19 protein-coding genes are annotated in these 26126 nt (G+C 43.4%); all 19 read right to left on the reverse strand.

What is annotated here, in order from left to right; translation table 11 throughout:
* Nucleotides 1–7: 7 nt before the first annotated feature.
* A complete protein-coding gene (gene dapB / locus GKS34_RS03895; protein ID WP_163383473.1) occupies nucleotides 8–730 on the reverse strand; it encodes a 4-hydroxy-tetrahydrodipicolinate reductase in 723 nt (240 codons plus the stop codon).
* Between the two features lies 1 nt (nucleotide 731).
* Nucleotides 732–1262 carry a DUF5683 domain-containing protein gene (locus GKS34_RS03900; RefSeq protein WP_163383474.1) on the reverse strand — a complete coding sequence of 177 codons (531 nt, stop codon included), beginning with the start codon at nucleotides 1260–1262 and terminating at the stop codon, nucleotides 732–734.
* Between the two features lie 81 nt (nucleotides 1263–1343).
* Nucleotides 1344–2258, reverse strand: a complete 915-nt coding sequence (locus tag GKS34_RS03905; protein WP_163383475.1) for a ParB/RepB/Spo0J family partition protein — start codon at nucleotides 2256–2258, stop codon at nucleotides 1344–1346.
* Between the two features lie 13 nt (nucleotides 2259–2271).
* Nucleotides 2272–3051 carry a ParA family protein gene (locus GKS34_RS03910; protein WP_163383476.1) on the reverse strand — a complete coding sequence of 260 codons (780 nt, stop codon included), beginning with the start codon at nucleotides 3049–3051 and terminating at the stop codon, nucleotides 2272–2274.
* A gap of 6 nt (nucleotides 3052–3057) precedes the next feature.
* Nucleotides 3058–3741, reverse strand: coding sequence for a metal-dependent hydrolase (locus GKS34_RS03915; protein WP_163383477.1), 684 nt, complete (start codon nucleotides 3739–3741; stop codon nucleotides 3058–3060).
* A 222-nt stretch (nucleotides 3742–3963) separates the two neighbouring features.
* The gene (yidC, locus tag GKS34_RS03920; protein WP_163383478.1) at nucleotides 3964–5781 is read right to left on the reverse strand and encodes a membrane protein insertase YidC; all 1818 of its coding nucleotides are present in this window, start codon (nucleotides 5779–5781) and stop codon (nucleotides 3964–3966) included.
* 56 nt (nucleotides 5782–5837) lie between these two features.
* Nucleotides 5838–7460, reverse strand: a complete 1623-nt coding sequence (pyrG, locus tag GKS34_RS03925) for a CTP synthase (RefSeq protein ID WP_163383479.1) — start codon at nucleotides 7458–7460, stop codon at nucleotides 5838–5840.
* 197 nt (nucleotides 7461–7657) lie between these two features.
* On the reverse strand, nucleotides 7658–8494 hold the full coding sequence (locus tag GKS34_RS03930; RefSeq protein WP_163383480.1) for a fumarylacetoacetate hydrolase family protein: 837 nt from the start codon (nucleotides 8492–8494) through the stop codon (nucleotides 7658–7660).
* 132 nt (nucleotides 8495–8626) lie between these two features.
* The gene (locus tag GKS34_RS03935) at nucleotides 8627–9988 is read right to left on the reverse strand and encodes a GntP family permease (protein WP_163383481.1); all 1362 of its coding nucleotides are present in this window, start codon (nucleotides 9986–9988) and stop codon (nucleotides 8627–8629) included.
* Between the two features lie 36 nt (nucleotides 9989–10024).
* Nucleotides 10025–10693, reverse strand: coding sequence for a bifunctional 4-hydroxy-2-oxoglutarate aldolase/2-dehydro-3-deoxy-phosphogluconate aldolase (locus GKS34_RS03940; RefSeq protein ID WP_163383482.1), 669 nt, complete (start codon nucleotides 10691–10693; stop codon nucleotides 10025–10027).
* Entirely contained in the window at nucleotides 10662–11657 is a 996-nt protein-coding gene (locus GKS34_RS03945; RefSeq protein ID WP_163383483.1) for a 2-dehydro-3-deoxygalactonokinase, read from the reverse strand. Before GKS34_RS03945 ends, GKS34_RS03940 begins: the two co-directional genes overlap by 32 nt.
* A 415-nt stretch (nucleotides 11658–12072) precedes the next feature.
* Nucleotides 12073–14631 (reverse strand): phosphocholine-specific phospholipase C, encoded by a 2559-nt coding sequence (locus tag GKS34_RS03950; RefSeq protein WP_163383484.1) that lies wholly within the window; start codon nucleotides 14629–14631, stop codon nucleotides 12073–12075.
* A 180-nt stretch (nucleotides 14632–14811) separates the two neighbouring features.
* Nucleotides 14812–16368, reverse strand: a complete 1557-nt coding sequence (locus tag GKS34_RS03955; RefSeq protein WP_163383485.1) for a SusD/RagB family nutrient-binding outer membrane lipoprotein — start codon at nucleotides 16366–16368, stop codon at nucleotides 14812–14814.
* 112 nt (nucleotides 16369–16480) lie between these two features.
* A complete protein-coding gene (locus GKS34_RS03960; RefSeq protein WP_163383486.1) occupies nucleotides 16481–19738 on the reverse strand; it encodes a SusC/RagA family TonB-linked outer membrane protein in 3258 nt (1085 codons plus the stop codon).
* 332 nt (nucleotides 19739–20070) lie between these two features.
* Entirely contained in the window at nucleotides 20071–21435 is a 1365-nt protein-coding gene (locus tag GKS34_RS03965) for an aldehyde dehydrogenase family protein (RefSeq protein ID WP_163383487.1), read from the reverse strand.
* A gap of 2 nt (nucleotides 21436–21437) precedes the next feature.
* The gene (locus GKS34_RS03970; RefSeq protein ID WP_163383488.1) at nucleotides 21438–22193 is read right to left on the reverse strand and encodes a gamma-glutamyl-gamma-aminobutyrate hydrolase family protein; all 756 of its coding nucleotides are present in this window, start codon (nucleotides 22191–22193) and stop codon (nucleotides 21438–21440) included.
* 3 nt (nucleotides 22194–22196) lie between these two features.
* On the reverse strand, nucleotides 22197–23345 hold the full coding sequence (locus tag GKS34_RS03975) for an iron-containing alcohol dehydrogenase (protein ID WP_163383489.1): 1149 nt from the start codon (nucleotides 23343–23345) through the stop codon (nucleotides 22197–22199).
* 40 nt (nucleotides 23346–23385) lie between these two features.
* A complete protein-coding gene (locus GKS34_RS03980) occupies nucleotides 23386–24750 on the reverse strand; it encodes a glutamine synthetase family protein (RefSeq protein ID WP_163383490.1) in 1365 nt (454 codons plus the stop codon).
* Between the two features lie 6 nt (nucleotides 24751–24756).
* Entirely contained in the window at nucleotides 24757–26082 is a 1326-nt protein-coding gene (gene eat / locus GKS34_RS03985) for an ethanolamine permease (protein WP_163383491.1), read from the reverse strand.
* Between the last annotated feature and the right edge of the window lie 44 nt (nucleotides 26083–26126).

The raw sequence follows: 26126 nt of genomic DNA on the forward strand, positions 1-26126 counted from the left end.
ACTAATGTTAAAACTTTAAAAAATCATTCATTGATAAGACACCTTTTTTGCCAGGAAGCCATTCGGCTACCAGCACGGCACCCAGCGCAAATCCTTTTCTACTATGTGCTTTGTGTCGAATCGAAATGGTGTCGATATCCGAAGCGTACGTCACGGTGTGCGTTCCCGGAGCAGGATCAATCCTTTTGGAAATAATGGGAAGCACCTCGTTTGGAATCGAATCGGCCGCTTTCAATTTCCACTCCCGGTAATGTTGGTTGTTTTCAAGTAAGCTTTCAGCCAGGGTAATGGCCGTCCCACTGGGAGCATCCTTCTTTTCAGTATGGTGAATCTCTTCGATAGATGCCTGATAGCCTTCCTGGCCGCTCATTAAAGTGGCTAAAAAGGCATTCACTTTAAAAAACAAGTTAACTCCAATGCTGAAATTGGAAGCATAAAATAGGGACCCATTATTGCGTTTACAGCTACTTTCGACTTCCCCTTTTTGATCCATCCATCCCGTAGTTCCCACGACCACCGGAACTTGATGCTCCATGCACCAGGTAATGTTTCCAACGGCGGATTCCGGTTGGCTGAATTCTATGGCCACGTCTATTTTGTCCGTATCCAGGGAATCTAAATCCGAAACATTTTCAATATTTATTTTTGCCACGATGTGATGGCCTCTTTGTTCAGCTATTTGGGTGATGATTTTACCCATTTTGCCATATCCCAGGATCAGAATATTCATGTTAGAATCTTATTTTAAATGCGATACCCACTACATGACTATACGCCATGATAGGCTGCTGGGTAGGTTCTATTTTTATACTCAGGTCATCACTGATATCAAAACTGGAAAGGTGCGCATCCACAAATGCATCCACCGCACCCAGAGCATAAATTGCTCCAAAAACCATGTACATGGCATCCCGGTTTCTCCGCCAATAATTGACATTTCTAATGATGCCGTCTTCATTTAAATTAGGAAAAGGACTTGGCTCCACTCCTTCCCTCACGATTTCCAAAGCGATCAAAAACTCCTGATACCTTCTGTTGTTAAACTCCAGAAAATAAACTGCCGTGGCCACTCCGCCGTAAAGTAAAGGTAATTTCCAGACTTTTTCATTATACACCTGGCCTGCTCCGGGTAAAAACAGGGATAGAAGTACTGCTTTTTTAGGATTTTTAACACTATCGGGGGCTGCCAACACAATGGTATCCTCATCAGCAGTCTCTATTTCACTTATTATTTGCGCCTCAGCCAAAGTAGATACCTGCATACTTGCCAAAAGTAAGATAGCGCTGGCAAAAACGAATTTAACCAGGCAACTGCCATTTAACAGACGTATCAAACATTTCACTCAGATCAAATCAAGGATTTCTAATATTCTGTTCAGATCGTTTGTAGAATGAAAAGGAATCTTGATTTCTCCTTTATCTTTTTTATCTGCTTTTAGGGACACTTTGGTTCCAAAATGGGAAGCCAGTTTTTGTTGAAGTTTGTTGATTTCATACTTCTTAACCGGATCCAGTCCAGGTGTCTCAGGCATTTCCTTTTTTTCCCGACCTTCGCTGAGTTCCTTCACGAGCGCTTCTACCTTCCTAACGCTTAAATCTTCGGTCACCATTCGTTTGAAAATAGCCAATTGCTTGTCTACATCCTCTATATTGATCAAGGCCCTGGCATGCCCCATGCTGATTTTTTGATCGCGGATGCCTGCCTGAATATCCGGAGGCAGCTTCAGTAGTCTCAGGTAATTATTGACAGTGGTTCGGTTTTTACCGACGCGATCTCCCAATTGCTCCTGCTTCAAGTCACATTCCGATAATAACCGCTGATACGAATGGGCGATTTCAAGTGCATTCAGGTTTTCTCGCTGAATGTTTTCAATCAGCGCCATTTCCAGCATTTGCTGATCGTTGGCAAGTCGAACGTAGGCAGGGATTTTATCCAGCCCGGCAATCTTGGAAGCCTGATACCTTCTCTCACCAGATATAAGCTGGTATTCTTTATCGGCTAATTTTCTGACGGTAATAGGCTGAATAATCCCTTGGACCTTAATGGATTCCGCTAATTCTTCAAGCGAGGTTTTATCAAAATGGGTCCTTGGCTGAAAAGGGTTTACCTGAATTTCTTCCAGCCCTATTTCAAAAATACCTGCAATTGGGTGGCTTACTTCTCCTTCAGTCTTCCCTTTTTGGGGAGAATCCTGCAACAAAGCGCCCAATCCTTTCCCCAAAGCTCCTCTTTTCTTATTTGTTTTACTAACTGCCATTTGTTTTAACTAATCAATTTACCTTGGCCATACCATTTTTAGTGGCAATTTCATTGGCCAGATTTAAGTAGGCCACCGCACCTTTTCCTGTAGCATCAAAAGCAACCACGGGCATCCCAAAACTTGGTGACTCACTTAATTTCACGTTTCTGGGGATAATGGTTTCGAAGGTCATGTCTTTGAAATGCATTTTCACTTCATCGACTACCTGATTGGATAGCCTCAGTCTGACATCGTACATGGTCAATAAAATACCCTCAATTTCAAGCTCCTGGTTGAGTCTGGTCTGAATAATCTTTATGGTGTTCAGGAGTTTCCCTAAACCTTCCAGTGCAAAATACTCGCATTGTACGGGAATTATCACCGAATTGGCAGCTGTCAGGGCATTGATGGTTATTAATCCAAGTGAAGGTGAACAGTCGATAATTATAAACTCGTATTTATCCCTTAGTCCCTGGATTACTCCCCGCATTTTCTCTTCACGGTTTTCCAGATTAACCATTTCCACTTCTGCCCCCACCAGGTCGATATGAGAAGGTACTAAATCCAGATTCTCTATTTCCGTAGAAATAATAATCTCCTCAATTTCATTCTCGTTTACCATGCACTCATAGATGCTGGTATCGATTTCTTTGGGGTCATACCCCAGACCTGAAGTGGTATTGGCTTGGGGGTCTGCGTCGATCACAAGTGTCTTATACTCCAAAACAGCCAGACTGGCTGCCAGATTCATGGCCGTGGTAGTCTTACCCACCCCCCCTTTTTGATTGGCAATAGCGATTACTTTTCCCATTATTTCTTAAAGCGTAATACTTTCTCCTATTTGAAGTAAAAACAATTCTTTGCCGGCTTCTTTTGCCAATTGCTTTACTTCTTCTTTATTGATGGTGATGTAAGGAAAGGTATCGTAGTGCATGCCTACAATCTTTTCAGTACCTACAAAATCCGCTGCTTTGATGGCATCACCAATATCCATCGTAAAGTTATCCCCTATAGGCAATACGGCAAAATCGATAGCAAAAGATTCACCGATTAATTTCATATCGTATGTCAACGCCGTATCTCCAGCGTAATAGAACACGCCCTCATCCGATGATATTACAAATCCACCCGGGTTTCCCCCACTTGACCCGTCCGGAAGAGTGCTGCTGTGAATGGCATTTACATATTTTACCTTTCCAAAGTCAAAAGCTTTAGTTCCCCCATGATTCATGGGGTGAACATTTTCAAGGTCTTTTCCCTGAAACCAGGATACAATTTCAAAATTGGAAACCAGCATGGCACCACTTTTCCTGGCTATCCTCTCCACATCGGCTACATGATCTTCATGACCATGAGTTACAAGTATATAATCAGGATTTATTTTCTCAATAGCTACATCCTTGGCCAGCGAGTTGGGTGTGATAAACGGATCAAAAAGAATCTGCTTTCCATTTACTCTCATCAAGAAGGTCGAATGACCAAAGTACTTGAGTTCAATCATTGATTTTTGATTTTTCGGTTCCTGATAGCTTCACAAATATATCATTTTAATCGGAACTATGGTCAGGTACTTTTCCACATTACCCGGTGGAAAACTTTTAGACATCTGTAAATCAACTACTTGAAGCTATATAAGACCCAATACCGAACCTGTAATAGCCGTATAGAAGCAGAAAAAGGCATGGAAGTTTCCATGCCTTTCAATTTCTCAGCCCAACAATAATTATTTCTGCTTACCCTTTTTCTTGGCTGGCTCGCTCTTTTTATTTTCAGCTGCCTTCATTGCCTGTTCGATTCTGGTTTGAAATTTGGACTTTTTCTTATTGGCATTTTTTGCCTTACTTTCTTCGACTTTTTGTCTGATCTTACTGTCATCAACAAATTGCTTGATCAAAGCCTGCTGACCAAAAGTTACCATATTGGAAACAAAGTAATAAAAACTTAGCGCCGCAGGAAAGGAGTTTAATACAAACATGAAAACAACTGGCATGATATAACCAATGTTTTTCATTGGCCCCTGAGCCGTTGTCAGTTGGTTGTTAAAGTGGGTGTAGGCAATTTGCGAAAGGGTCATCAACAAGGTAAACAAACTGACGTGGGATCCATAGAATGGAATCGTAAAAGGTAAATTCATTATCGAATCATAAGTAGACAAATCGTGGGCCCAAAGAAAAGATTCCTGCCGCAACTCTATGGAATTGGGAAAGAAAAAGAACATGGCCAATAGAAAAGGCATTTGCAGCACCATGGGCAAACAACCTGAAATCGGACTTACACCCAATTGCCCGAACAATTTCATTTGCTCCTGCTGCATTTTTGTCTGATCCTCACCGTACTTCTCCTTCAATTCATCTATTTCTGGCTTAATGACCCTCATTTTAGCCATACCTATATAGGATTTGTAGGTCAAGGGTAGCAGAAATAGCTTGATAATGAAAACTATCAGAATGATAATTACCCCGTAATTATCAAAAAAGTTTTCCAGCCAGTGAAACAAGTTTACGATAATGTATTTGTTTACCCAACTGACAAACACGTAGCCCATATCTACATTTTTGTCAAATTCGGGGGTCACTTGTTTCAGTATTTTGTAGTTATTGGGGCCAAAGTAATAACTTACTTCCTCATTCATAGGTAGGGTTAAGGTCGCGTACATGCGTTTTACCGATGAAGCGTCCAGAGGAGTCTCCTGAGCTAAATTGCCTCCATTAAACTGGTTGGATGCGATGATACCGGAAGTAAAAAACCGCTGCTTAAAAGCCACCCATTTTAAGGGTTCCCCGACCTGTTGCGCATCTTCGGAGTCTCCCGTTGTGAGGTAATCATAAGTTTCATCAGTAGTATAGAAATTCATATAGGTTTTCCTACGGGATTCCTCCATGTCTTCTTCCAACTTTTGCAGTTCACTCCTCCAGTTGACGGTAACGGTCTCATCGGAAACAAGGGAACCCAGACCGGTCCCCTCCAATACGTGGCCCAACTGATAGCCAGACCCCGGAAGGGTATAGATCCTCTTTAATGTTCCTGTGCCGACATTGGCCGTAAAAACAAGTTGCTTTGCTTGATCCTCAGCGGTACCAGAAGTCGATTCACTGACATCAAAGTACAGGTCATTTAACCCGATTTTTCCCTGCGGTGCATTTATTTCGTATTCCAGATCACCAAATTCCTGATCAAATAAAATAAGGGCTTGCTGATCATAGGTTTGAAAATCCTTTACCTCAACCCGCTGAATTTCTCCCCCTTTGTTCGAAAAGGTTATAATAAGACCATCATTTTCCAAGGTATAAAAACGCTCCTCACCATTGACCAGACTTGAAAAGTCTCCGTATTTTTGACGAGCCGCTATATTTTGCAGGCTATCTCCAGATGCTATACTATCCACTTCCGTTTCTTCTATATCCGGTGATTGGGATTGCAACTGGGTGGTGTTGTCAGTTTGAGGTTCGATAACCGGTTCGGGTCCGCTAGCAAAAAAGAGCGAATAAACCAAAATTACGGCTGCGAAAAGGATAAGTCCCGTCGCTTGATTTTTATCCATGTTTTTATTGTTTACGAAACAGGTTTCTTAAACCTGTCTTTTTCAATGCAATTATTTTAAGATTTCGATTGCTTTTTTTCTCCTACTGCTTTTATAAACCGGACAAATAAAGGGTGCGGATTCAGTACCGTACTTTTATACTCAGGGTGAAACTGGGTACCTACGAACCAGGGATGATCTTTCAATTCAATAATCTCTACCAGTCCCTTGTCCGGGTTTTTTCCTGAAGCCAACATACCATGATTTTCAAAGTCCTTTAGGTACTTGTTATTAAATTCGTACCGATGACGGTGCCGTTCAGTGATTTTTTGCTTTCCGTAAGCTGTAAAGGCCTTGGTGCCTTTTACCAATTCGCAAGGGTAAGCTCCCAACCGCATGGTTCCCCCCATTTGGGTGATGTCTTTTTGTTCCGCCATTAAAAATATTACCGGATCTTTACAGTCGGCGTTTATTTCAGTGGATGAAGCATCCGCCAGTCCCATCACATTTCTGGCAAATTCGATAACAGCTATTTGCATACCCAGGCAAATTCCGAAGTAAGGAATCTCATTTTCCCGGGCAAATTTAGCTGCTTCCAATTTCCCTTCCAAACCACGAACGCCAAAACCCGGGGCTACCAGAACGCCGTCCATATCCTGTAATTTCTTCTCAACATTATCCATATTGATTTCCTCCGAGGATATCAGATGAAGGTTGACTTTGCATTCAAGTAAAGTCCCGGCATGGATAAAGGACTCGATGATGGACTTGTAGGCATCCGGTAAGGACACGTATTTGCCGATCAAGGCAATATCTACCTCCATGGTTGGGTTTTTCAATTTGCCCAAAAAATCCTTCCATTGTTCCAATTCCGTATTAGTCTTGGAAGAAATTTTGAGTTTACTCATTACCCTTTCGTCCAGACGTTCTTTTTTCATTAAAAGAGGAACATCGTAAATAGAATCGGCATCCATAGCCTCAATCACACAATTTAGTTGCACATTGCAGAAAAGCGCAATTTTCTTTTTTACATCCAGGGGCAGATGACGGTCCGTCCTGCAAACCAGGATATCAGGCTGAACACCAGCCTCCAACAGTTGCTTCACAGAATGTTGGGTAGGTTTGGTTTTCAACTCTTTTGCTGCAGATAGATACGGAATCAGCGTCAAGTGAATCACCAAAATATTATTAGGACCCAAATCCCACCTGGCCTGCCGTACAGCTTCTATAAAAGGTAAGGATTCAATATCACCGACACAACCTCCAATTTCGGTGATAATCACATCGTACTTTCCATCCTTACCTAATTTGTAAAAATTATTTTTGATCTCATCGGTAATGTGCGGAACTACCTGCACCGTCTTACCCAGAAACTCTCCTTTTCGTTCTTTGGTAATGACGTTGTTGTATATTTTACCGGTAGTAACGTTATTGTCCTGAGAGGTAGGCGTATTCAAGAACCGCTCGTAATGCCCCAAATCCAAATCGGTCTCCGCACCATCTTCTGTTACGTAACACTCTCCGTGTTCGTAGGGATTCAAAGTTCCGGGATCGATATTCAAATAAGGATCGAATTTTTGGATGGTTACTGATATGCCTCTGGACTGCAAAAGCTTAGCAAGCGAGGCTGCAATTATGCCCTTGCCCAATGAAGAGGTTACCCCTCCAGTAATAAAGATGTGTTTTGTAGAAAAACCCATAAGAACGCGTGGATGAAATTTTGTTTATATTCTTATGGGATTCAAAATTAGGTAAAATAATTGACTTGGTCGTGGACAAACGATTTAAAATTTTGTACACCTACCCTGCAGCGAGACCCGAAGTTCCGACCGAACGGTTTAACCTGCGCTGTAGCAAATGGTTACCTTACTTTCAGAAAAATATCTGGTAGTTTCTGCTACGCTACTGAATTGATAAGTGTGCCGATACCGTCAATATGAATTTTGATTTTATCACCTGATTGTAGGGTAAAGGTATGATCCGGTACGATGCCTGTTCCAGTCATTAAAAAAGCACCTGCGGGAAAGGTATATTCCCGATAGAGAAATTCCACCAGTTGAATAAACTTCCGCTTAATCTGATCAATCGTTATGAAATCACTAAAAACCAGGTTGCTATCCCGGATGATCTCCAGCTTTATGGCTGTATCCAGTGGTAATTTTTCTTCGCTAACGAGAATGCAGGGGCCTAAAGCCGTAGAACCGTCGTAAACTTTGGCTTGTGGAAGGTACAAAGGATTCTCTCCTTCTATGCTTCTGGAACTCATATCATTCCCTATGGTATAGCCCAGAATTTTTCCTGAACTGGAAATCAAAAGCGTGAGTTCGGGTTCGGGCACATTCCAATTAGAATCTTTCCTGATGCGAACCTGCTGCATATGTCCCATTACTCTGGGCCCGGTAGCCTTCATAAACAACTCAGGCCTTTCCGCCTGATATACCATTTCATAGAATGTTCCTCCGCCACTATCCTTGGATTCTTCCTGCCGACCCAGCTTACTCCGGTAATAGGTCACACCGCTGGCCCATACTTCCTGGTTGGCTATAGGAGGAAGTAAGGCATTTGCCAGCCAATCATGCGCCTGCTCATCCGGTGCTAAATCCTGAACCAAATCGGTGATTTTCCGGAACAGTTTATCATCGTTGATAAATTCATCCCAATCCTGGTCTTTCACCAGGTATAGGTCCTGCCCTTTTTCCAGGACGATTCCTTTCTCTGTTCTGTATATTTTCATCTGTTTATATTTTTTTTTCAGCGGTCAGATGGAATCTCGCATGATTGATAGTCATCCTATTGTGTGACGGCTCCGTCCTGCTCGATTTCATGTTACACTTTCCATAAGTTACTAAAATTTAAATTCAATTGATCAGATAAACAAAGATAAGATCAAAACCAAAAAAAAGCCGGTAAGGGAAATAATGGTTTCCAGGACAGTCCAGGTTTGTAAGGTTTCCTTTTCGGAAATGTCCAGGTATTTTTTTACCAGCCAAAAGCCGCTATCATTCACATGGGACAAGATGCAGGAACCGGCCGCAATGGCAATACCAATCAGGGCCTTGTGCGGATCGGAATAGTCCAGTCCAATCAGAACCGGGGCTATCATCCCTGCCGCTGTCACCATGGCTACCGTAGCCGAACCCTGAATAATCCGAATGACTACTGCAATCAAATAAGCCATTACAATTGGTGCCACATTATAGGCAATAAATACTTCCGCTAAGGCCTCTCCAGCTCCGCTCTGGACCAAAATTTCTTTAAACATTCCTCCCGCACCTGTAATGACGATGATCAGTCCCGCAGGTGCAAGGGCTTTGTCAGAAAACTCCAAAAGCTGCCTGGCTTTAAAACCCTTTCTGAATCCCAGAAAATAGGAGGCTACCAAAGTGGCGATGGTTAGTGCGATGAAGGGGTGACCTAGAAATTGAGCAAAACGGATCAAAAAGTTATCTCCATTGATATAGCCCATGTCCACAAACATGTCAGAACTCGTGGCAATCAGAATTAAAAATAAAGGCAAAATGATGATGAATGCGATCATAAAAAAATCATTCCTGCTGGCTTTACTTTCTTCTTCGTCATTGAATTCAATATGGGCAGGAACCGGTACAAAAATCCGCTTTGAAATAAATCCACCAAAGACCGGACCGGCTAAAATAGCACAAGGAAGCCCGACCAATACCCCGAAAACGATCATCCAGCCCAAAGGAGCTTGAATGATTTCCGCCACCGCAACGGGACCTGGTGTTGGCGGAATGAAAGCATGTGTCACTGCCATTCCTGCTAGCAAGGGAATCGCAAAATGAAGCAGGGATTTTTTGGCTTTATGGGCCAGGGCGTAGACCAGAGGTATTAAAATAATAAAACCAACATCTAAAAATACGGGAATAGATACGATAAACCCCGTAAGCATCAACGCCCAGGAGGTCCGTTTTTCGCCAAAACCTTTTATGAGGAAATGCGCCATGGTCTGCGCTCCTCCAGATACCTCAAGCAATTTTCCTAAAATAGCGCCTAATCCCACGACAATGGTAATAAACCCCAGAATATCCCCCATCCCCTTCTGAAGGCTGGCAATCAATTCCATAAAAGGCATCCCGGCAGCCAATCCCACAAAACAACTGGCAAGAAGTAAAGAAATGAAGGCATGAACTTTCAGTTTCATTACCAACACCAATAAAAGTACGATTGATAAAGAGGTGATTATAAATAAATAAATGGTTTGGTCCATGGGGATTTTGGGTGTTGATTATAGGTTTAGATTCAATCAAAGGCTGCTATCAGTATTCTGCCTATCGGCAAACTTCCTATAGGCCCCTAAAAAAGCATGTAGGTGATTGGTAAGACCCTTCCAGTCTCTATTTTTAAGAAATTCTTTTGGAACCAATGCACTGCCCACACCAACAGCCTTCGCGCCTGCTTCAAAATAGGCAGCAATGTTACCCGCATTAACTCCTCCCGTAGGCATTAGGGAAATATCGTTCAATGGGGCCAGGACATCTTTGATATAAGCAGGTCCCATGGACCCCGCTGGAAATACCTTGACCATCGTTGCACCCATTTGCCAGGTCTTGAAAATTTCGGTGGGAGTAAATGCCCCGGGAAAGACAGGGATTTTCTGGGCAACACAATAATTAATCACATCAGTATCCGAAATGGGAGTTACTATAAACTGGGCGCCAGCCTCCAGGGCTTCATGCATACCGTTCAAATCACAAACTGTACCCGCCCCAATATTCAACACGTCTCCAAATTCCTCCACCAAATGTGCGATGTCCCTTTTGGAATTATCCGAGTTCATCGTAATTTCCATGGTGCTGATTCCTGCTTCCTGAAAACAGGAGGCCACCCGAATCAAATCCTCACTTTTAAGGTTTCTGAATATGGATACAATGGGGGCTTTCTCAAAAGCTTCCCAAGAAAATGCTTTTTTCATGATTATTGGTATAATTAAATATTTCCAGTTGTCCGTATACTACAGCCTGCCTAACTTCCTCCTTTGTGAGAATTTTTGCGTTTAGAGTCAAAATTTCCATGGCCCTGGAATAGGTTAAATGTAAGGCCCCTTCGGCGCATAAATAAATGGGAAAGTCTCCATTAGTTGACAAATTACTAAGTTCGTTGCCAATCAACAAACCGCTCAAATAATGAAAATTTTCAGCTTTTGATAGTTTTCCAAATAATTCGTTTGCCCGAACCTGAAAAAGTGTACCCAGTAAATTGTTCCTGGCTCCTTCCTCCACCCCTTTAGCAAAGGCAAATCCCAGTTCTGAGCCTGCTAACTCTCCTACGCTGATGCTGTCTGAAAGCAAGCTGTTTTGCGAAAGAAGCTGAAAAACTTCTCCGGTCATGTAGGTTTTAAAATCAGTAATTTCACCTGACGACACATAAATATGTTTGGAATGGGTTCCCGGAAAGATGAAAACGCCCTGTCCAGAAAAGGATGGCAGTTGACGAATAACCCCTATAAGTTGGGTTTCCTCACCCCGCATCACATCCCGGGTACTTTTGACACCCGAAAGCAAAAAAATCGGATGATCCATTACTTCTCCAGATCTATAGAAATGCATCTCCATGGTAGATCCATTTACAGGGAAGGGAAGCGTCGCATATGGTAACTCCCTTATTCCTATCGTGGAAGAAGCCATTCCAGAGCATAGGATCATCGTTTCGGTAAGATCCACGTTCAGCTTTCTTTCCAGCGCCTTTACACCCTCTCTAAGCAAATCCAAGTAAAATTGCTCTCGTTCTGTGCCGGATCCACTTTCCTTATAGCTATAGAATGCCTGTTTGACGCCCACATCGGAAAAATATTCTCCGAGAATTTGTCTATCTTCCACACGCACCAATCGAAGCCTGAATGAACTGGTTCCCCAATCACAGCTTAAAAACCGAATCATATCATCGTAGGTTATTGGGTGTAAATTATACCTGAATTATTCCTGACTACTTTATATCAACCGAACCAATCGCTCCTGAACAATCACCATCATGAATCTGAATCAATAACTAACGCTATCTTCTATTCTTTTATCGCGTGAAGACGCAATACCCTCCAGAAAAATTAGCTTAAAATTGGCTTCATGTTCCATTTTTTGACCATCCAGCGGATCCATCTAAGAATAAATCGGCTGCTGAAATTAAAGAAATCAAAATTAATTTCAGAAAAAAAAGAAAAAATTACGACTATTCCTTCATTTAGGAAATAAAAATGGCCATTTACGGTAGATTACGCAAAGTGGAATGAATGAAAAGGTTAAAAAAAAACACAGGCAGCCAACGCGTTTCCAGGACTGCCTGTATTTTTTTAATAGTTTAAGAAAGACCCAGCTGCAATTCTCCGCCCATCAAAGGATCAGAGGAACTGTGTTTACCAAATTCTAGCCGCCCACAATACCTTTTAATGAAAGTGGGATTACCTTTTACCTGTACCGAAAAGTCATACCAGCCCTGACTAGAGCGCGTAGGAATACGAACGGATTTTTTCTGTCCCGCCTTGAGGGTAATGAATTTTTTACCCTGATGATAAGCATTATCAGAAACCGACAGTGCTACGCTTTGCTTCTCTCTGTTTTCCAAAACCAACTTAACAAGACCCGAACCGGAAACAGAGTCTTCCAGTAGGTATTCTGATTGTATATGTAAGACAGGGGAATTTTTTCGGCCGCTAAACTCCCGGAAAAAACCGTTGGGCCCGTAGACTAACAATTGATATTCATCCTCTGGAAAATTTTCCAAGGGCCATTCATAATTCAATTCATCTCCCGGTTTGACAGCAAAGGACCAGGTTCGGCAGGTTTCAGCTTCCCCCGATTCAACAGATACATACGCTCCAGGAACATAAACAACGAAAGGGGCTCCAAGGGACTTTTTACCGAATTGCCTATTCGAGGCTTCAAATCGAATCCTGACAACACCTTCCTCTTGATCCAGGTTTCCTTCCGCGTAGAGTTCATAAGCAAGGGCATTGGAGGGCTTGGTGCCCGGCTCCTGACGAGGAATCCAGGGTGACTCCCGCGAATCGTCATTGGCCTGTCGGATTTCTTCAGGTTCAAGAGCCTTGAAATTATTCGGGATTTCTTTGAATCCGGCACTATGAATGGTTTTTACATGATTTTCAAAATCTACAAAATCGGGCAATTCCATATCCTCTCCATTGTAAGGTCTGAATACAGAAGTAAGATCCCCACTAATGGTCCTTCTCCAACTACTGATATTTTCCTCGCGAATGGTTTTTCCGGTTTTCTGGGAGAGGAATTTTTCCAAAAATTGAATGGTAGAAGATATGTCACAAACCTCCGAATTCACCCATCCTCCCCTGCTCCATGGGGAAGCAACAATCAAAGGTACGCGATATCCCAGGCCCACAGGGCTCTCCCTGGCATTTTCAGGCTTCATACCTGGGTATTTCAGTTCCTGCTCCAGGGTAACGTACTCAGTTTGGGCATCTAGGCCTTTGGACATTAGCCCTGTCGTGGAATCACCCGGTTTGGGTGGTACAAAGGGAGGAATATGATCAAAATACCCATCGTTTTCATCGTAATTAAGAATAAAGATGGTTTTCTTCCAAACCTCGGGGTTTTTAGTCAAAATCTCCAAAGCTTCTGATACATACCAAGCCCCATACCAAGGCGCACTGGGATGGTCTGAAAATTTTTGCGGTGCCACCAGCCAGGAAACTGTCGGCAAATTTCCCGAGTCGACGTCTTTCCGGAACTCGTGAAAAATATCCCCTTTTGGAATTTTTGTGGACCTTTTTTCATTTCCCTCATTATACGCTAACGTCTCTGTTTGGTGATAATCTGGGTCGGCTATATTTGTCGTGAAAGCCCTTTTATGCAATTCCTTTTCATTTTCGCTAAGCCTGGAAAAGGTTTCGGGATTAAATTCCGCTAGCGTCTTTTCTATAAACTCCAGGTCCGTCTTTTTAGCTTCCAGCTTACCTGAAAGTTCTTTTTTACTTTCAATAGGCGCTTGGGCAATTTCTTTTTCCAGTTTGGTAATTTCAATTGGGAGATTCTTATGGTGGTGCTTCAGGAAGGCATAATGCCCAGGAGTAAACCGAACAGCAAACTGCTTAAACCACTCCAGGTTATTATCGGTAAAATTAGCCAACCAGGATTCATCTTCCCCTTCCAGAAGGGTATTAACACTCACTTCGTTTTGATATACCCTCCAATCCACTTCCTGTTCCTGAAGACGGTCGGGAAAGGTTTTCCAATCCACTTCTTTACCATAGGTATGTTCCCCATTTCTTACCAATGGCTTCTCACCTGGATTACCTACCGTTTTACCCGCCCAGAGGTAATTTCGGTTGGTAGTAGTTCCGGTCAGCGCAGCGCAAAAGTGTTGGTCGCAAACGGTAAACGCATCGGCAAAGGCGTAATAAAAGGGAATGTCCTCCCGATCGTAATAACCCATAGTCATCGGTACCTGACTAAACTCCTTTCTCCCGGGACGTTTTGCCTCGATCCAGCCATCGTACTTCCCGTTATTTCGGGCATCCACTTGATTTTCCCAGGAATGAGGAATCGCACTCATCCATGTTGCCTTCGTATCTTTGATATTTAAACGGAAAGGAGTAAAAGTCTGCCCTTTGTTATCCCGCTGCAACCAAACTAAATCCTTGTTTGGGAGCCGGATAGCCCGAGGATCATTAAACCCCCGAACACCCTTCAATTTTCCAAAACAATGGTCAAAGGAGCGGTTTTCCTGCATTAAAATTACCACATGCTCCGCATCCATAAAGGTAGTTCCCGGATCAGGATTGATTGCCATGGCTTTGCGGATGGAGGATGGTAAAGCCCCCCAAAGGCCTGCTCCACCAGAAAAAAGTGCCGCTTTTTTTAGAAATTCCCTTCTATTTTCATTCATAAATAAATACGCTAACTTTTCAATATTCCCTTCGTCTATTCAGAAGAAAATAAAAACCCGTCTATTTTTTGATAACCATCGAAAAATTACCAACGGAAATCCCACTAGTAAATTAATTCAATCGGTGCCTTTAAACAAAAAATACCAGGCAGGTATATTTCCTGCCTGGTATGCATCTGTTTATTCCACATCCCACCAAACTCGCGTGGTGATTCTATCCTGACCTTGAACACTCACCGCTTGTTCGTAATTTTCCTTGTTTAGCGCTTGTACACCGGTTGGATACATAAATCGTACTGGAACCGTTTCTATATAAGCAGCGGGTCCTGGCTCGATTTCCGGAATGCCCGTTCTTCTCCAGTCAAACCATCCTTCAAGGCCATTGAAGAACAACGCAATCCATTTCTGGGTACCAATTTTCTCCAGCTTTTCCTCTTGACTACCCGTGTAAGCCACGGTTCCCTGTGAATAATACGCGGGAGCAGGTTGGACAGCATCTGCTATTTCTCCCAAATTAGCCACCCGTAGACGGTCTTCATAGTAATCAAATGATGCCTGAATACCATTTTCGTAATATGTACCTGCATCACCAACAGAAATGAACCCTCTCTCCCTGGCTTCTGCCAGTAGAAATTGGAGTTCCGAATAGCTCATTAGAACGGTTTGAAAACCTACCGGCGAAGCATATTCAGAACAAGCCAGACAAGAAAATAACAAGCCTACCCTCGAAATAAAATTAGACCCCCCTTTGTTGGGATCTCCGGAAGGAGAGTAGCCATAGGCATTTTCATCGGCTAGTCCGTTAGGAACGCCCGCATAGTCTTCGGGTGCTCCTATTATTCCAGCCCCACTGTCGTTGGTTGGTTGATAGTACGCAAACAAACGGGGATCTTCCATATCTTTCAAATAACCTTCGATAGTAGTGCTAAGACGATACTCATCAAAGGATCCGGACCGAGTCGTGAACAGATAATGTTGATTAGGCACATCCTGCAAATACTGAAGGGCTGCATTATCCTCATTTCCCTCAAAAACGGGGAATTGCTGAGGGTTACTCACAATTGCCTGCATGCCTGAGGATGGATTTTCCCTGTCCGAAATGCGCATTAATGCTCTAAGCCGAAGTGAATTTGCTAATTTTTTCCACTTAAGGATATCTCCCTGAAAAAGAATATCGCCCTCCAGCCCTTCAGAACTACTTCCCAGCAGCTGATTAGCTTGTTCCAGATCACGCAATATTCCATCATAGATTATATCCTGACGATCAAATTTGGGGTAATTTATTCCATCTTTGGCCCCAATAGCTTCGGTATAAGGCAAGTCTCCATAGGCATCCGTCATGAATGCGTACATTAGGGATTTCATCACCAGGGCTACACCCACGTAATTGTTCTCTCCCGCCTCGCCAGAGATCAACACCATATTATTCACATCCCGAAGCGTATTGTAAAACACGCTGTAAGGATCTCCCTCCGGACCCCAATTGTACCGATCTTCATTGGTAAACTGAATCTTTGAAGTGTACTGCATGACCACATTGCCTATACCCCACCCTTTTCCAACGATCTCATTAGCCGCATTTCGGATAATATTCGGTAATAAAAGGGAAGATGAAACGGTTTCCGGACTATTGGGATTAGAATTTACCTCCTCGAAATCTTTGTCGCAGCTACTGACCAATCCTACTATTAAAAGTAAGGTCAGGGCACTCACTAGTTGTTTTTTTATAACTTTCATTTTTTTATAATTTGCTTTTCAAAGGCCACATGGAATCTTGCATGGTTGATAATCATCACACTGTGTGATGTTTCGGTCATGCTCGATTTCATGATTCGTTTCCGTTTAGTAGTTAAAACTTAAGGTTAAGGTTAAAACCTATGCTTCTAGATGAAGGTAATGCCATATCTTCCACTCCAGGAATCAGCGTACCACCACTCATAGCCATTGTTTCAGGATCAAAATGGGGATTTTCAGTCCATAAAGCCACGTTTCTTGCTACCAATGAAAATCGGGCCTCCTGAAAAGGTAATTTCCCCATAGATGCTCCCGGAATGGTATAACCCAGCGTCACCTCACGCAATTTTGTAAACGAGGCGTCATATTTGGCGGCTTCTACATTACTTCTTTCGTAGTATCTGTTGTGCCAGTCTCTGGAACTAATTTTAATATCATTGGGAACAAAATTACCTTCTCCGGTCTGAATCACACCGGGGCTGATGATCCCATTTCCTGCGACTTCCAGGTCGTAGCCATTTTCCCTTCCGAGCAATGTTTCCTCTAGCTGACCGGAGGTACTACCGATGGTTTTCGTTCTGGATACCACAATACCCCCCTGACGAATGTCGAAAAGGAATCCAAATGTGAATCTCTTGTAATTAAAATTGTTCTGAATTCCCAGCATCCAATCAGGGTTATAATTTCCTTGAAGTACAAGGTCAGGAGAGGTTATGGGTGTTCCTGTTGTATTGTGTATGATTTGTCCAAAATAAGGGCTGTTAGCATCTTCCACACGAGCAAATCCCCTTCCGTAGATATTGCCCATTCTTTCACCGATTCGAGCCTGTATGGTCGCTCCATTTCTGCCTACCATGGAGTAGGAAGTTAAATCATCCGTCAATTCCAGGACTTTACTGCGATTTCTGGTGAAATTAGCCATCACATTCCAGTTAAGCCCGTTTACATTTTGGACAGGGCTACCCGACAATACCAATTCAATTCCATTGTTTTGAATTTCTCCGGCATTGATAATACGGCTCGCATAACCCGTAGAGATATCCAGTTCTATGGGAATGATTTGATTTCTTGTACGGTTATCGTAATAGGTGAAGTCCAAGCCTATTCGCCCCTTTAAAAGCCTGATATCAGTGCCAAACTCCATAGAAGACGTTCTTTCAGGCTTCAAATCCGCATTGGCAAGTCTGCTGGACTCGGTTTTACTTTGAATCGAACCCCAGGCAGTGGCCGGGTTAAACACATTCGTCAGACTGTAGGGATTGGTATCATTACCTACTTCTGCATAGGCAGCTCTTACCTTAACAAAAGAAAAAGCATCCGGCAACGTCACCATATCCGAAATGATGGCACTCATCGTAACCGAGGGATAAAAGTAGCTATTGTTACCTACTGGTAAGGTACTGGACCAATCATTTCTGCCGGTAATATCGAGAAATAATATATTATTATAGCCAATCTGACCGAACCCATAGAAGGAATTGATTCTTTTTTCCGATACCATGTGGTCCACCTGCAGGTTTACTGCTGTATTAGTGAAATTATAGATTTCTGGTATTAACAGTTGCGGAGCCACGGTTTGGGTATACCGGTTCTCCTGCACCATTTGGTTTCCTCCTAACGACAGGGTGTAGGACCATTTTACATTTTCCGTCTCAGAATAGGTGAGCAGGAAATCGGTGTTTCGTTCGCTAAAATAAACCGCATCTTCTCTATAACTTCCAAGCGGAAAACGTTGGGTACTAAAGGCTCTTTTTCTATCCCGAAGGTCATTGTAAAGATCAAGGCCGGTACGAACCATCAAATTTAATTTGTCCGTAATCTTATAATTGGCCATTACATTTCCAAAAACCCGGTCTTTAGACTGCCCATTGGTGTTTTCATAAACATTAAAATACGGATTATCATGATAATTGTAATTATAGTTGAATTGCTGCCTTCCTTCCAAGCCTGGCATCCAGTAATCTCTCAGGTTTCCAGTATTGATTTGCCGACCATACCAAATCCATAGGTACATAAGACTTTCCGTACCATAGCTGATATTTGGCCGATTGCCGCTTACTGAGTTTTGGTAATTGATGGCGGTGGTGATGCTTAACCTGTCGGTTATTTGACTCATCCCGTTGAATGCCAGTGTGTTTCTTTTCAAATCCGTATTGGGAACGGTGCCTTTTTGATCCAAATTAGTCCATGAAAACCGAAAATTGGATTTTTCGTTTCCGGAAGCAATGGCAATGTTATTGGATAATGTCACTCCAGTCTGGAAAAAATCATCGATGTTGTTGGGCTGGGATACCCAGGGGGTTGGCGTTATGGTACTGCCTGCGGGGGCATTCAGATCCCCTCCACGAAAACCAGGAACATCCCTGGGAGAATCAAATTGGGGAATTAAGTTGCCTTGATCCATTTCGGGACCCCAGCTTTCATCCACCCCGTCTGCAATGCCTGCACCTGCTCCATTCACAAAAGCAAACAATCCGTTATTACCCTGTCCGTATTTATCCTGCCAATCGGGCATCTTCAATGGGGTATCAAAGGTGGTATTGGAATTAATACTTACTCCCAATCCGCGCACATTTTTTCCGGATTTGGTGGTAATAAGAATGGCTCCGTTCGCTGCTCTTGAACCATACAATGCCGCAGCAGCTGGCCCTTTTAGTATGGTCATGGAAGCAATGTCGTCGGGATTGATTTCCCCTGCCGGATTACCATAATCTACAGGCTGATTACCAGAACCAGATGAACCCACGATATTATTGCTAATGGGAACGCCATCTACGACGAATAAGGGTTGATTTGCATTAATATTCAGCGAAGATTCACCACGAATGGTTACCCGGGAGGATCCACCTACCCCACTGGAAGAATTGGTAATCTGTACACCCGCCACTCTACCACTGAGGGAGTTTATCACATTTGTCTCCCGGGCTTCGGTAAACTTGTCTCCATCTACCGCCTGAACCGAATATCCCAGGGCCTTGGTTTCTCTTTCAACACCCAGGGCAGTTACCACCACTTCACTCAATTCCTCTGATGAGTATTCCAACGCCACATTCAAGGTGGATTGATTTCCAACAGTAATTTCCTGCGATTGAAAACCGATATAGGAAAATACCAACACCGCCTCATCTGACGGTACCTCGAGCTCATAGTTTCCATCCAGATTGGTGACGGTTCCTCTGGTGGTACCTTTTAATAAGATAGAAGCTCCTAAAATCGGTTCTCCACTCGAACTTTCGGTTACTTGCCCACGGACTGTACGCGACTGGGCACGGAGTACTTCGGTATTGCCCAATAGCAATACCAGGATCAGCATTCCCAGTCCCGCACAGGAACTGAAAAATCGACCCTCCAAACAAAGTAGCAATTTTTTCATAATAATCGGTAATTTAGAATTGGTATGGAATTAAATAGAGGGGAATTGAATAATTCCGAAAATAAATGTAGGTTCAATAGGATAACGAGAATCGTATTAGCATTTACCGAGGAAATTTACGTAGAACACATAATCTTATCCAATAAATTTGCCAATAAGTCTGTCTTATCTCACTATTTTTAAATATAAACACATTTCATAATATTTTCTAAACCTTTTTCAAAAATGTAAAAATTAAATTTTATCAAAAAAATATCTCGTTTACTTTATTATAAACAAAATGAATAAAATTTAATAATTCTATAAAGTAGGCCGCTGGGTTTCCCCAGGTATCAGGGTTTCAGATGGTAAGCCTTTGGTTGGGTGAAAGCCCGAATCCCCTGATAGGACAGCGTAACCCCCAAACCGGAATTCTTTCGTCCCGTCCAGGGAAGGTTTGGACTTACCCGGTCACAACAATTCCAGTAAACTGTCCCCGTAGACAGTTGGTCCAACACGTTCATAGCGCGCTCCTTATCGGTTGAAAAAACGGCTGCCGTTAATCCATAAGTTGTATCGTTCATCAGGGAAACCGCTTCCGCATCGTTTTTCACTGATTGGATCCCGATAATTGGACCGAAAGATTCTTCTTGCATCAGCTTCATTTGGTGATTTACCTTTGTCAACACCGTAGGCTCCCAGTAGTACCCCTTACCCTCTTTTCGCTTGCCACCTGTCTGAAGGTTTGCCCCCAATGCGATGGCATCTTGTACCTGATCTTGGAAAACCTCGAGCTGCTCCTTTCTGGTTACCGGCCCAATATAGGTTCCTTTCTGCAGCGGATCACCCATCTTGTAGGAGGCAACTTCTAAAACAAAAGCCTGGACAAAATCATCGTAAATCTTTTCATGAACATAGATACGCTCCACCGCACAACAGCTTTGACCGTTGTTGTAAAAAGCTCCTTCTGCTGCATTCACAGCCGCTTGTTCCACATCTGCTATGTCATCCATCACGTAAAGCGGATCTTTCCCTCCTAATTCCAATTGAACCGGTACCAGTTTGGAGGCAACCTTTTGGGCGATGTATTTGCCCGTCCGATGCGATCCTGTAAAAAAATACCCGTCCAAATCGGCTTCCAGAAGCATCTCTCCCACTGCAGCACCCCCTACAAAACATTCGAAAACATCCTTAGGAACGCCCGCTTTCCATAACAGTTCCCTGAATTTCAGTCCTGTTAAGCTGGAAAATTCTGACGGTTTATATGCAACGGCATTTCCAGCTAGCAAGGCATACAGGAAGACGTTGTACCCCACATTGTAGGGGAAATTCCAGGCAGAAATGTTGGCGATAACTCCTAATGGTTCGTAATCGATCTCCTCGGTAACCGCTCCTTTTGACGAGATGGTTTCCCTGCTCAGCCAGCGCAATCCATTTTCTTTAATATGGACGATCCGGTTATGTGCTCCCGTTATCTCATTTCTGGACTGCTCCATCGGCTTTCCGGTTTCTGAGGTAAGGACTTCAGCAAGCATTTCCAGATTTTCCTTAACCAGGTCTCCAAAGCTAAGAAGTATTTTTATCCTTTCTTCTACTGGAACCTTTTTCCAGGCCTGTTGTCCTGCTTTAAGCTTTTGTATCTTCTTGGTTACCGAATTTTGATCATCTGTGTTAAGCGATTGAATCACTTTTTCGGTGGCTGGGTTTATAATATCCATATTTACTGTTGATTTTTTACTTTTTCTACAAAATACGCATACAATCGAAGCGGATCTAAATGAGGTGGCTTTTTCCCCACAGAGAATTCCGGGTGCCACTGAACCGCTATGACATTCAGGTCTGGAGCCCCGCTAACCTGAACGGCTTCTACCATGCCATCTTCCTGGCAACTTGCCAACACTTCCAGACCTTTGCCCAGGACTTTTATCCCCTGATGGTGCACCGAATTTACAGTATCCGTTGCCTTCTCAGGGTAAATTTTTTCCAGGGTTTTCCCGGGTTCCATTTTGATTCTGTGGGTCAATTGATCATATAAAGTCGCATCCCTATGCACAATTGAACCCGGTACCTGATGGGTAATATCCTGATAAAGCGTACCCCCACAATAGACGTTCAACAATTGGAAGCCTCTGCAAATACCCAGAACCGGCTTTTTGTTTTGGATGGCATAATCCATTAATTTCAATTCGTACGCATCCCGATAGGGATCTCCCAGCCACTTGCCTGAAACAACAGGTTCTTCGCCGTAGGTTTGGGGAGCCAGATCAGTACCTCCTTGAAAAACAAAGCCATCCAGTTCTTCCAGAATCCCCGTTAATTTTTCAAACGGCAAATCCGGAATAAGCACAGGCAAAATCCCCTCCTGAGAGACATAGCTAAACATATCGCCCTCTACGTAGGCTAGATTTTTTGGTCCAAAAACCACCCGCGACGGATCGGGGTACATAAAGCAAGCACTGATTCCAATTTTGACCATGACTTACAACGCGTTGGTATACATGATTTCAAAATCGTACTGACTAACAGGCTTGGGATTATTGGGATGGCAAAAATCGGCAAAGGCTAAATCAGACAAGGTAGCGATATGAGAAGGCAGCACACCAATGGAGGTAAGGTTCGCCGGAAGGCCCAACCTGGCATTTAAGTTAGCTATGTATACAGGAAGTTGAGAACCTTCCCCTTTATTAAGGCCGAGCATCAGGGCCATTTGATCAAATTTTTCTTCAGAGCCTCCATAATTAAATGCCAACCCCTGAGGTAAATTGACAGCATTTGCCAATCCATGATGGGTATCCAATAAGCTTGAAAGCGGGTGGGCAAGGCTATGTACCACTCCCAGGCCTTTCTGAAAAGCAACCGCCCCCATCATGGAAGCCATAAGCATGTTGCTTCGGGATTCTATATCCGGGCGAAGTGTAGCTTTTTCCAGGGACTTACCGATTAATTGAATACCTTCTAAAGCAATACCGCTGCACATGGGATGCCAGTTTTTCGATAAATAGGCCTCCATATTATGAGTTAACGCATCCATTCCGGTAGCAGCGGTTACGAAAGCCGGTAAGTCCATAGTCAATTCGGGATCCGCAAAAACAATTTTTGCCATGAGTGAAGGGGCAAAAAGAATGCGCTTCTTCTTGCTCTCATCCTCAGAAATAATCGCACTTCTACCCACTTCACTCCCTGTACCAGCCGTCGTAGGGATGGTCACAAAATGAGGTATGGGTTCGGTTACGTATTGGTCTCCTCCGATCAAATCATCGTAATCAAACAAATCCCGGTGGTGGTTGATACTTAGGGCAATGGCCCGGGCCACATCCAGCCCTACTCCTCCCCCTATGCCGATGATGCTGTCGCGATCGGTTTCCTGGTAGCTTTTTTTACCTTTTAGAACATCGGACTTTACCGGATTTTTATGAACCTCCGAAAATACTTCTACGGATATTCCTGCCTGCTCCAACCGGGAGATAATTTTGGTGAAAAAATCCAACTCCCTTACCAGGGGATCTGTCACCAGCAGGGGCTTACTAAGATGTTGACTTTTTAAATAGTCGCCTAATTCGGCAACAACTCCGGCCCCAAAACGGATGACGGTTGGAAAACTGAACGTATACTTTTGTTGAAAATTCATAAATAATTTTAACTATTCGTTTTTGTAGGACACTTTACCGTTAAATAATTTCAAAATACCTTTTTCGCTCCCAGTCCGTTACCTTTGAGGCAAATTCCCTGCATTCCCATTCCCTGGTCTTGCAAAAATGTTGCACAAAATCGCTTCCAAAAAGGGAATGCGCCACTTCCGAATTTTTCATAGCTACAGTTGCTTCCTGGAGAGAGGTGGGAATAGAGCCATTGGAATAGTCCTTATAGCCATTCCCAACCGTAGCGGGTCTATCAAGATCCAATTGATGTTCGATGCCATAAAGACCGGCAGCCAGACAGGCGGCCATGGCCAGGTAGGGGTTTACATCCGAGCCAATGACCCGGGTTTCCAGCCGCGTAGACTTTATCCCCCCGGATAGCACCCGTAGCGCCGTGGTCCGGTTATCCCGGGCCCAAGTCAGCGTCGTCGGAGCCCAGGCACCTTCCACCAATCTTTTGTAGCTGTTGATGGTGGGAGCAAATAAGGGAAGCATGTGGGGCAGACAATATAACTGCCCGGCAATATACTGCCGCATCAGATCACTCATACTCCAAGTATCATTTGGATCATAAAATAAGTTTTTTTCGAGGCTGGGATCCCAAATACTTTGGTGTACATGTCCACCGTTACCGGGCAAGGTTTCGGTCCACTTGGCCATGAATGTAGCCATAAGACCATGTTTATAAGCAATCTCTTTGACGCTGGTCTTGAATAACGTAGCCCTGTCAGCTGCCAGGAGTACTTCACTATATTGTATGGCCGCTTCATATACCCCCGGACCTGTCTCGGTGTGCAGGCCCTCCAGTGGAATTCCAAAACGGCCACATAGGTCAAAGAGATCATGAAAGAAATCACTCTTCAAAGATGCTCTAAGATGAGAATACCCAAACATTCCAGGTGTCATGGCTTTGGGTAAAGACCCGTTTCCCTGTGCAAATTCATCAGGCGTCACTTCAAAATTAAACCATTCAAATTCCTGAGCAAAAAGTGGCTTGTACCCGGCATCCAGTGATTTTTGCTTTATTTTTCGTAAAAGGGAACGGGGGCAAACCAATCCTCCATGCTCATTATCCTGGTGGAAATCGGCTAAAAAGAAAGGTAAGTCTTTTTCCCAGGGAATATTACGCTGCGTGGATAAGTCAATACTCGCCTTAAAATCAGGATAGCCAGTATGCCAGCCGGTTACAGACACGTTATCATACGACTTATCCTCCATGTCCCAGCCAAAAACGACGGCACAAAACCCCATGCCTCCATCCAATATGGAAATGAATTTATCCAAAGAAACTAACTTGCCTCTCAACACGCCATCTATATCAACGATGGCCAATTTTACCTTTTCGCAGGACCGTTTTTTTAATTCGCGGATGACTTCTTCTTTTGTGGGGATCATGTCAAGTTAGGGTTTGTAAATAAAGATTCTAAAAAACACGTAAGAACCAATTAACATAGCAAAAAACAGCAGGGCCAGCATAAAATTATAGAGAATCATCGCCAGCATGGAAATACTGGCGATGACTAATGCCACCATAGGGAATAAGGGATACACGGGGACCTTGAAAGGTCGTTCTAGATCAGGTTCCTTCTTGCGCAAATAGAAAAAGGCAATCATTGATAAGATATAAAGGCCCAAAGCCCCAAAGACGGCAATGGTAATGATCTCACCCGTCTTTCCTGTAAGCAACGCAATGATTCCAATAATCATATTGAAAAGAAGGGCATTTCCGGGGGTTTTGAATTTTTTATTGACTTTTCCAATGATTTTTGGAGCATATCCTACCCTGCCAAATTCAAAGGTAGTTCTTCCGGCGGCCAGAATGATTCCGTTAAATGAAGCCACCAGGCCAAATAGCGCAATAAAAGATAACAAATGATAGTAGGAATGATCGGATCCAACGACCATTTCCATTGCCAGGGGTAGGGGCGAATCAGAAGCGATTCCGGTCTCATCCGGATATACGATGGCTTCCCAGCCTCCCACGCCAACGGCCGAGGCGAAGGTAAGAACGCAAAGAATCACTAAAGTCAAAAGTGCGGAACCGAACCCTCTCAAAATATTCTTTTGTGGATTGATGGTTTCTTCGGCCACGTTGGCTACCCCCTCTATGGCCAGAAAAAACCAGATCGCAAAGGGAATGGCTGCTACGATACCCATGTATCCCTTATGAAATCCCTTGACGTTGAGATTGGCTGCATCGAACTCCGGGAGGGTAACTCCTGCAAAAAACAAAAGTCCCAGGACGGCCACGACGGTAATAAATAATTCAAAAGTTGCCGCAATCTGCAGACCGACAACGTTCAATAAGGTAAAGATTAGATAGGCTCCAATACCAATCCATAGCACATCCCATTCCGGAAAAAATATCCCAAAGTAGGCCCCAATCGCAGATGCAATGGCTGGAGGCGCAAAGATGAATTCAATATTTTGGGACATCCCGGCTAAAAAGCCCAGTTGCTTGCCCAGTCCCCGCTCCGCATAGGAAAAGGCCCCGCCTGCCCGGGGAATTGCACAGGCCATTTCGGTATAACTAAAGGTGAAAGTGATATACATGAGAATGATAAAAAAAATGGCAATGGCTGCTCCCCAGGTACCCCCTTCCGCCAATCCTATGTTCCATCCAAAATAATTCCCTGATATCACATAACCCACTCCCAATCCCCATAGCATAAAGGGGCCCAGGGTCTTTTTTAATTCATTTTCTTTTCCTTCGGTTGGTTGATTCATAATACGTTTACTTGTTAACAGGTAAAATAGACCATTTGTCGGGA

Source organism: Cyclobacterium jeungdonense (genome assembly GCF_010994275.1).
In the GTDB taxonomy this organism is placed as follows: domain Bacteria; phylum Bacteroidota; class Bacteroidia; order Cytophagales; family Cyclobacteriaceae; genus Cyclobacterium; species Cyclobacterium jeungdonense.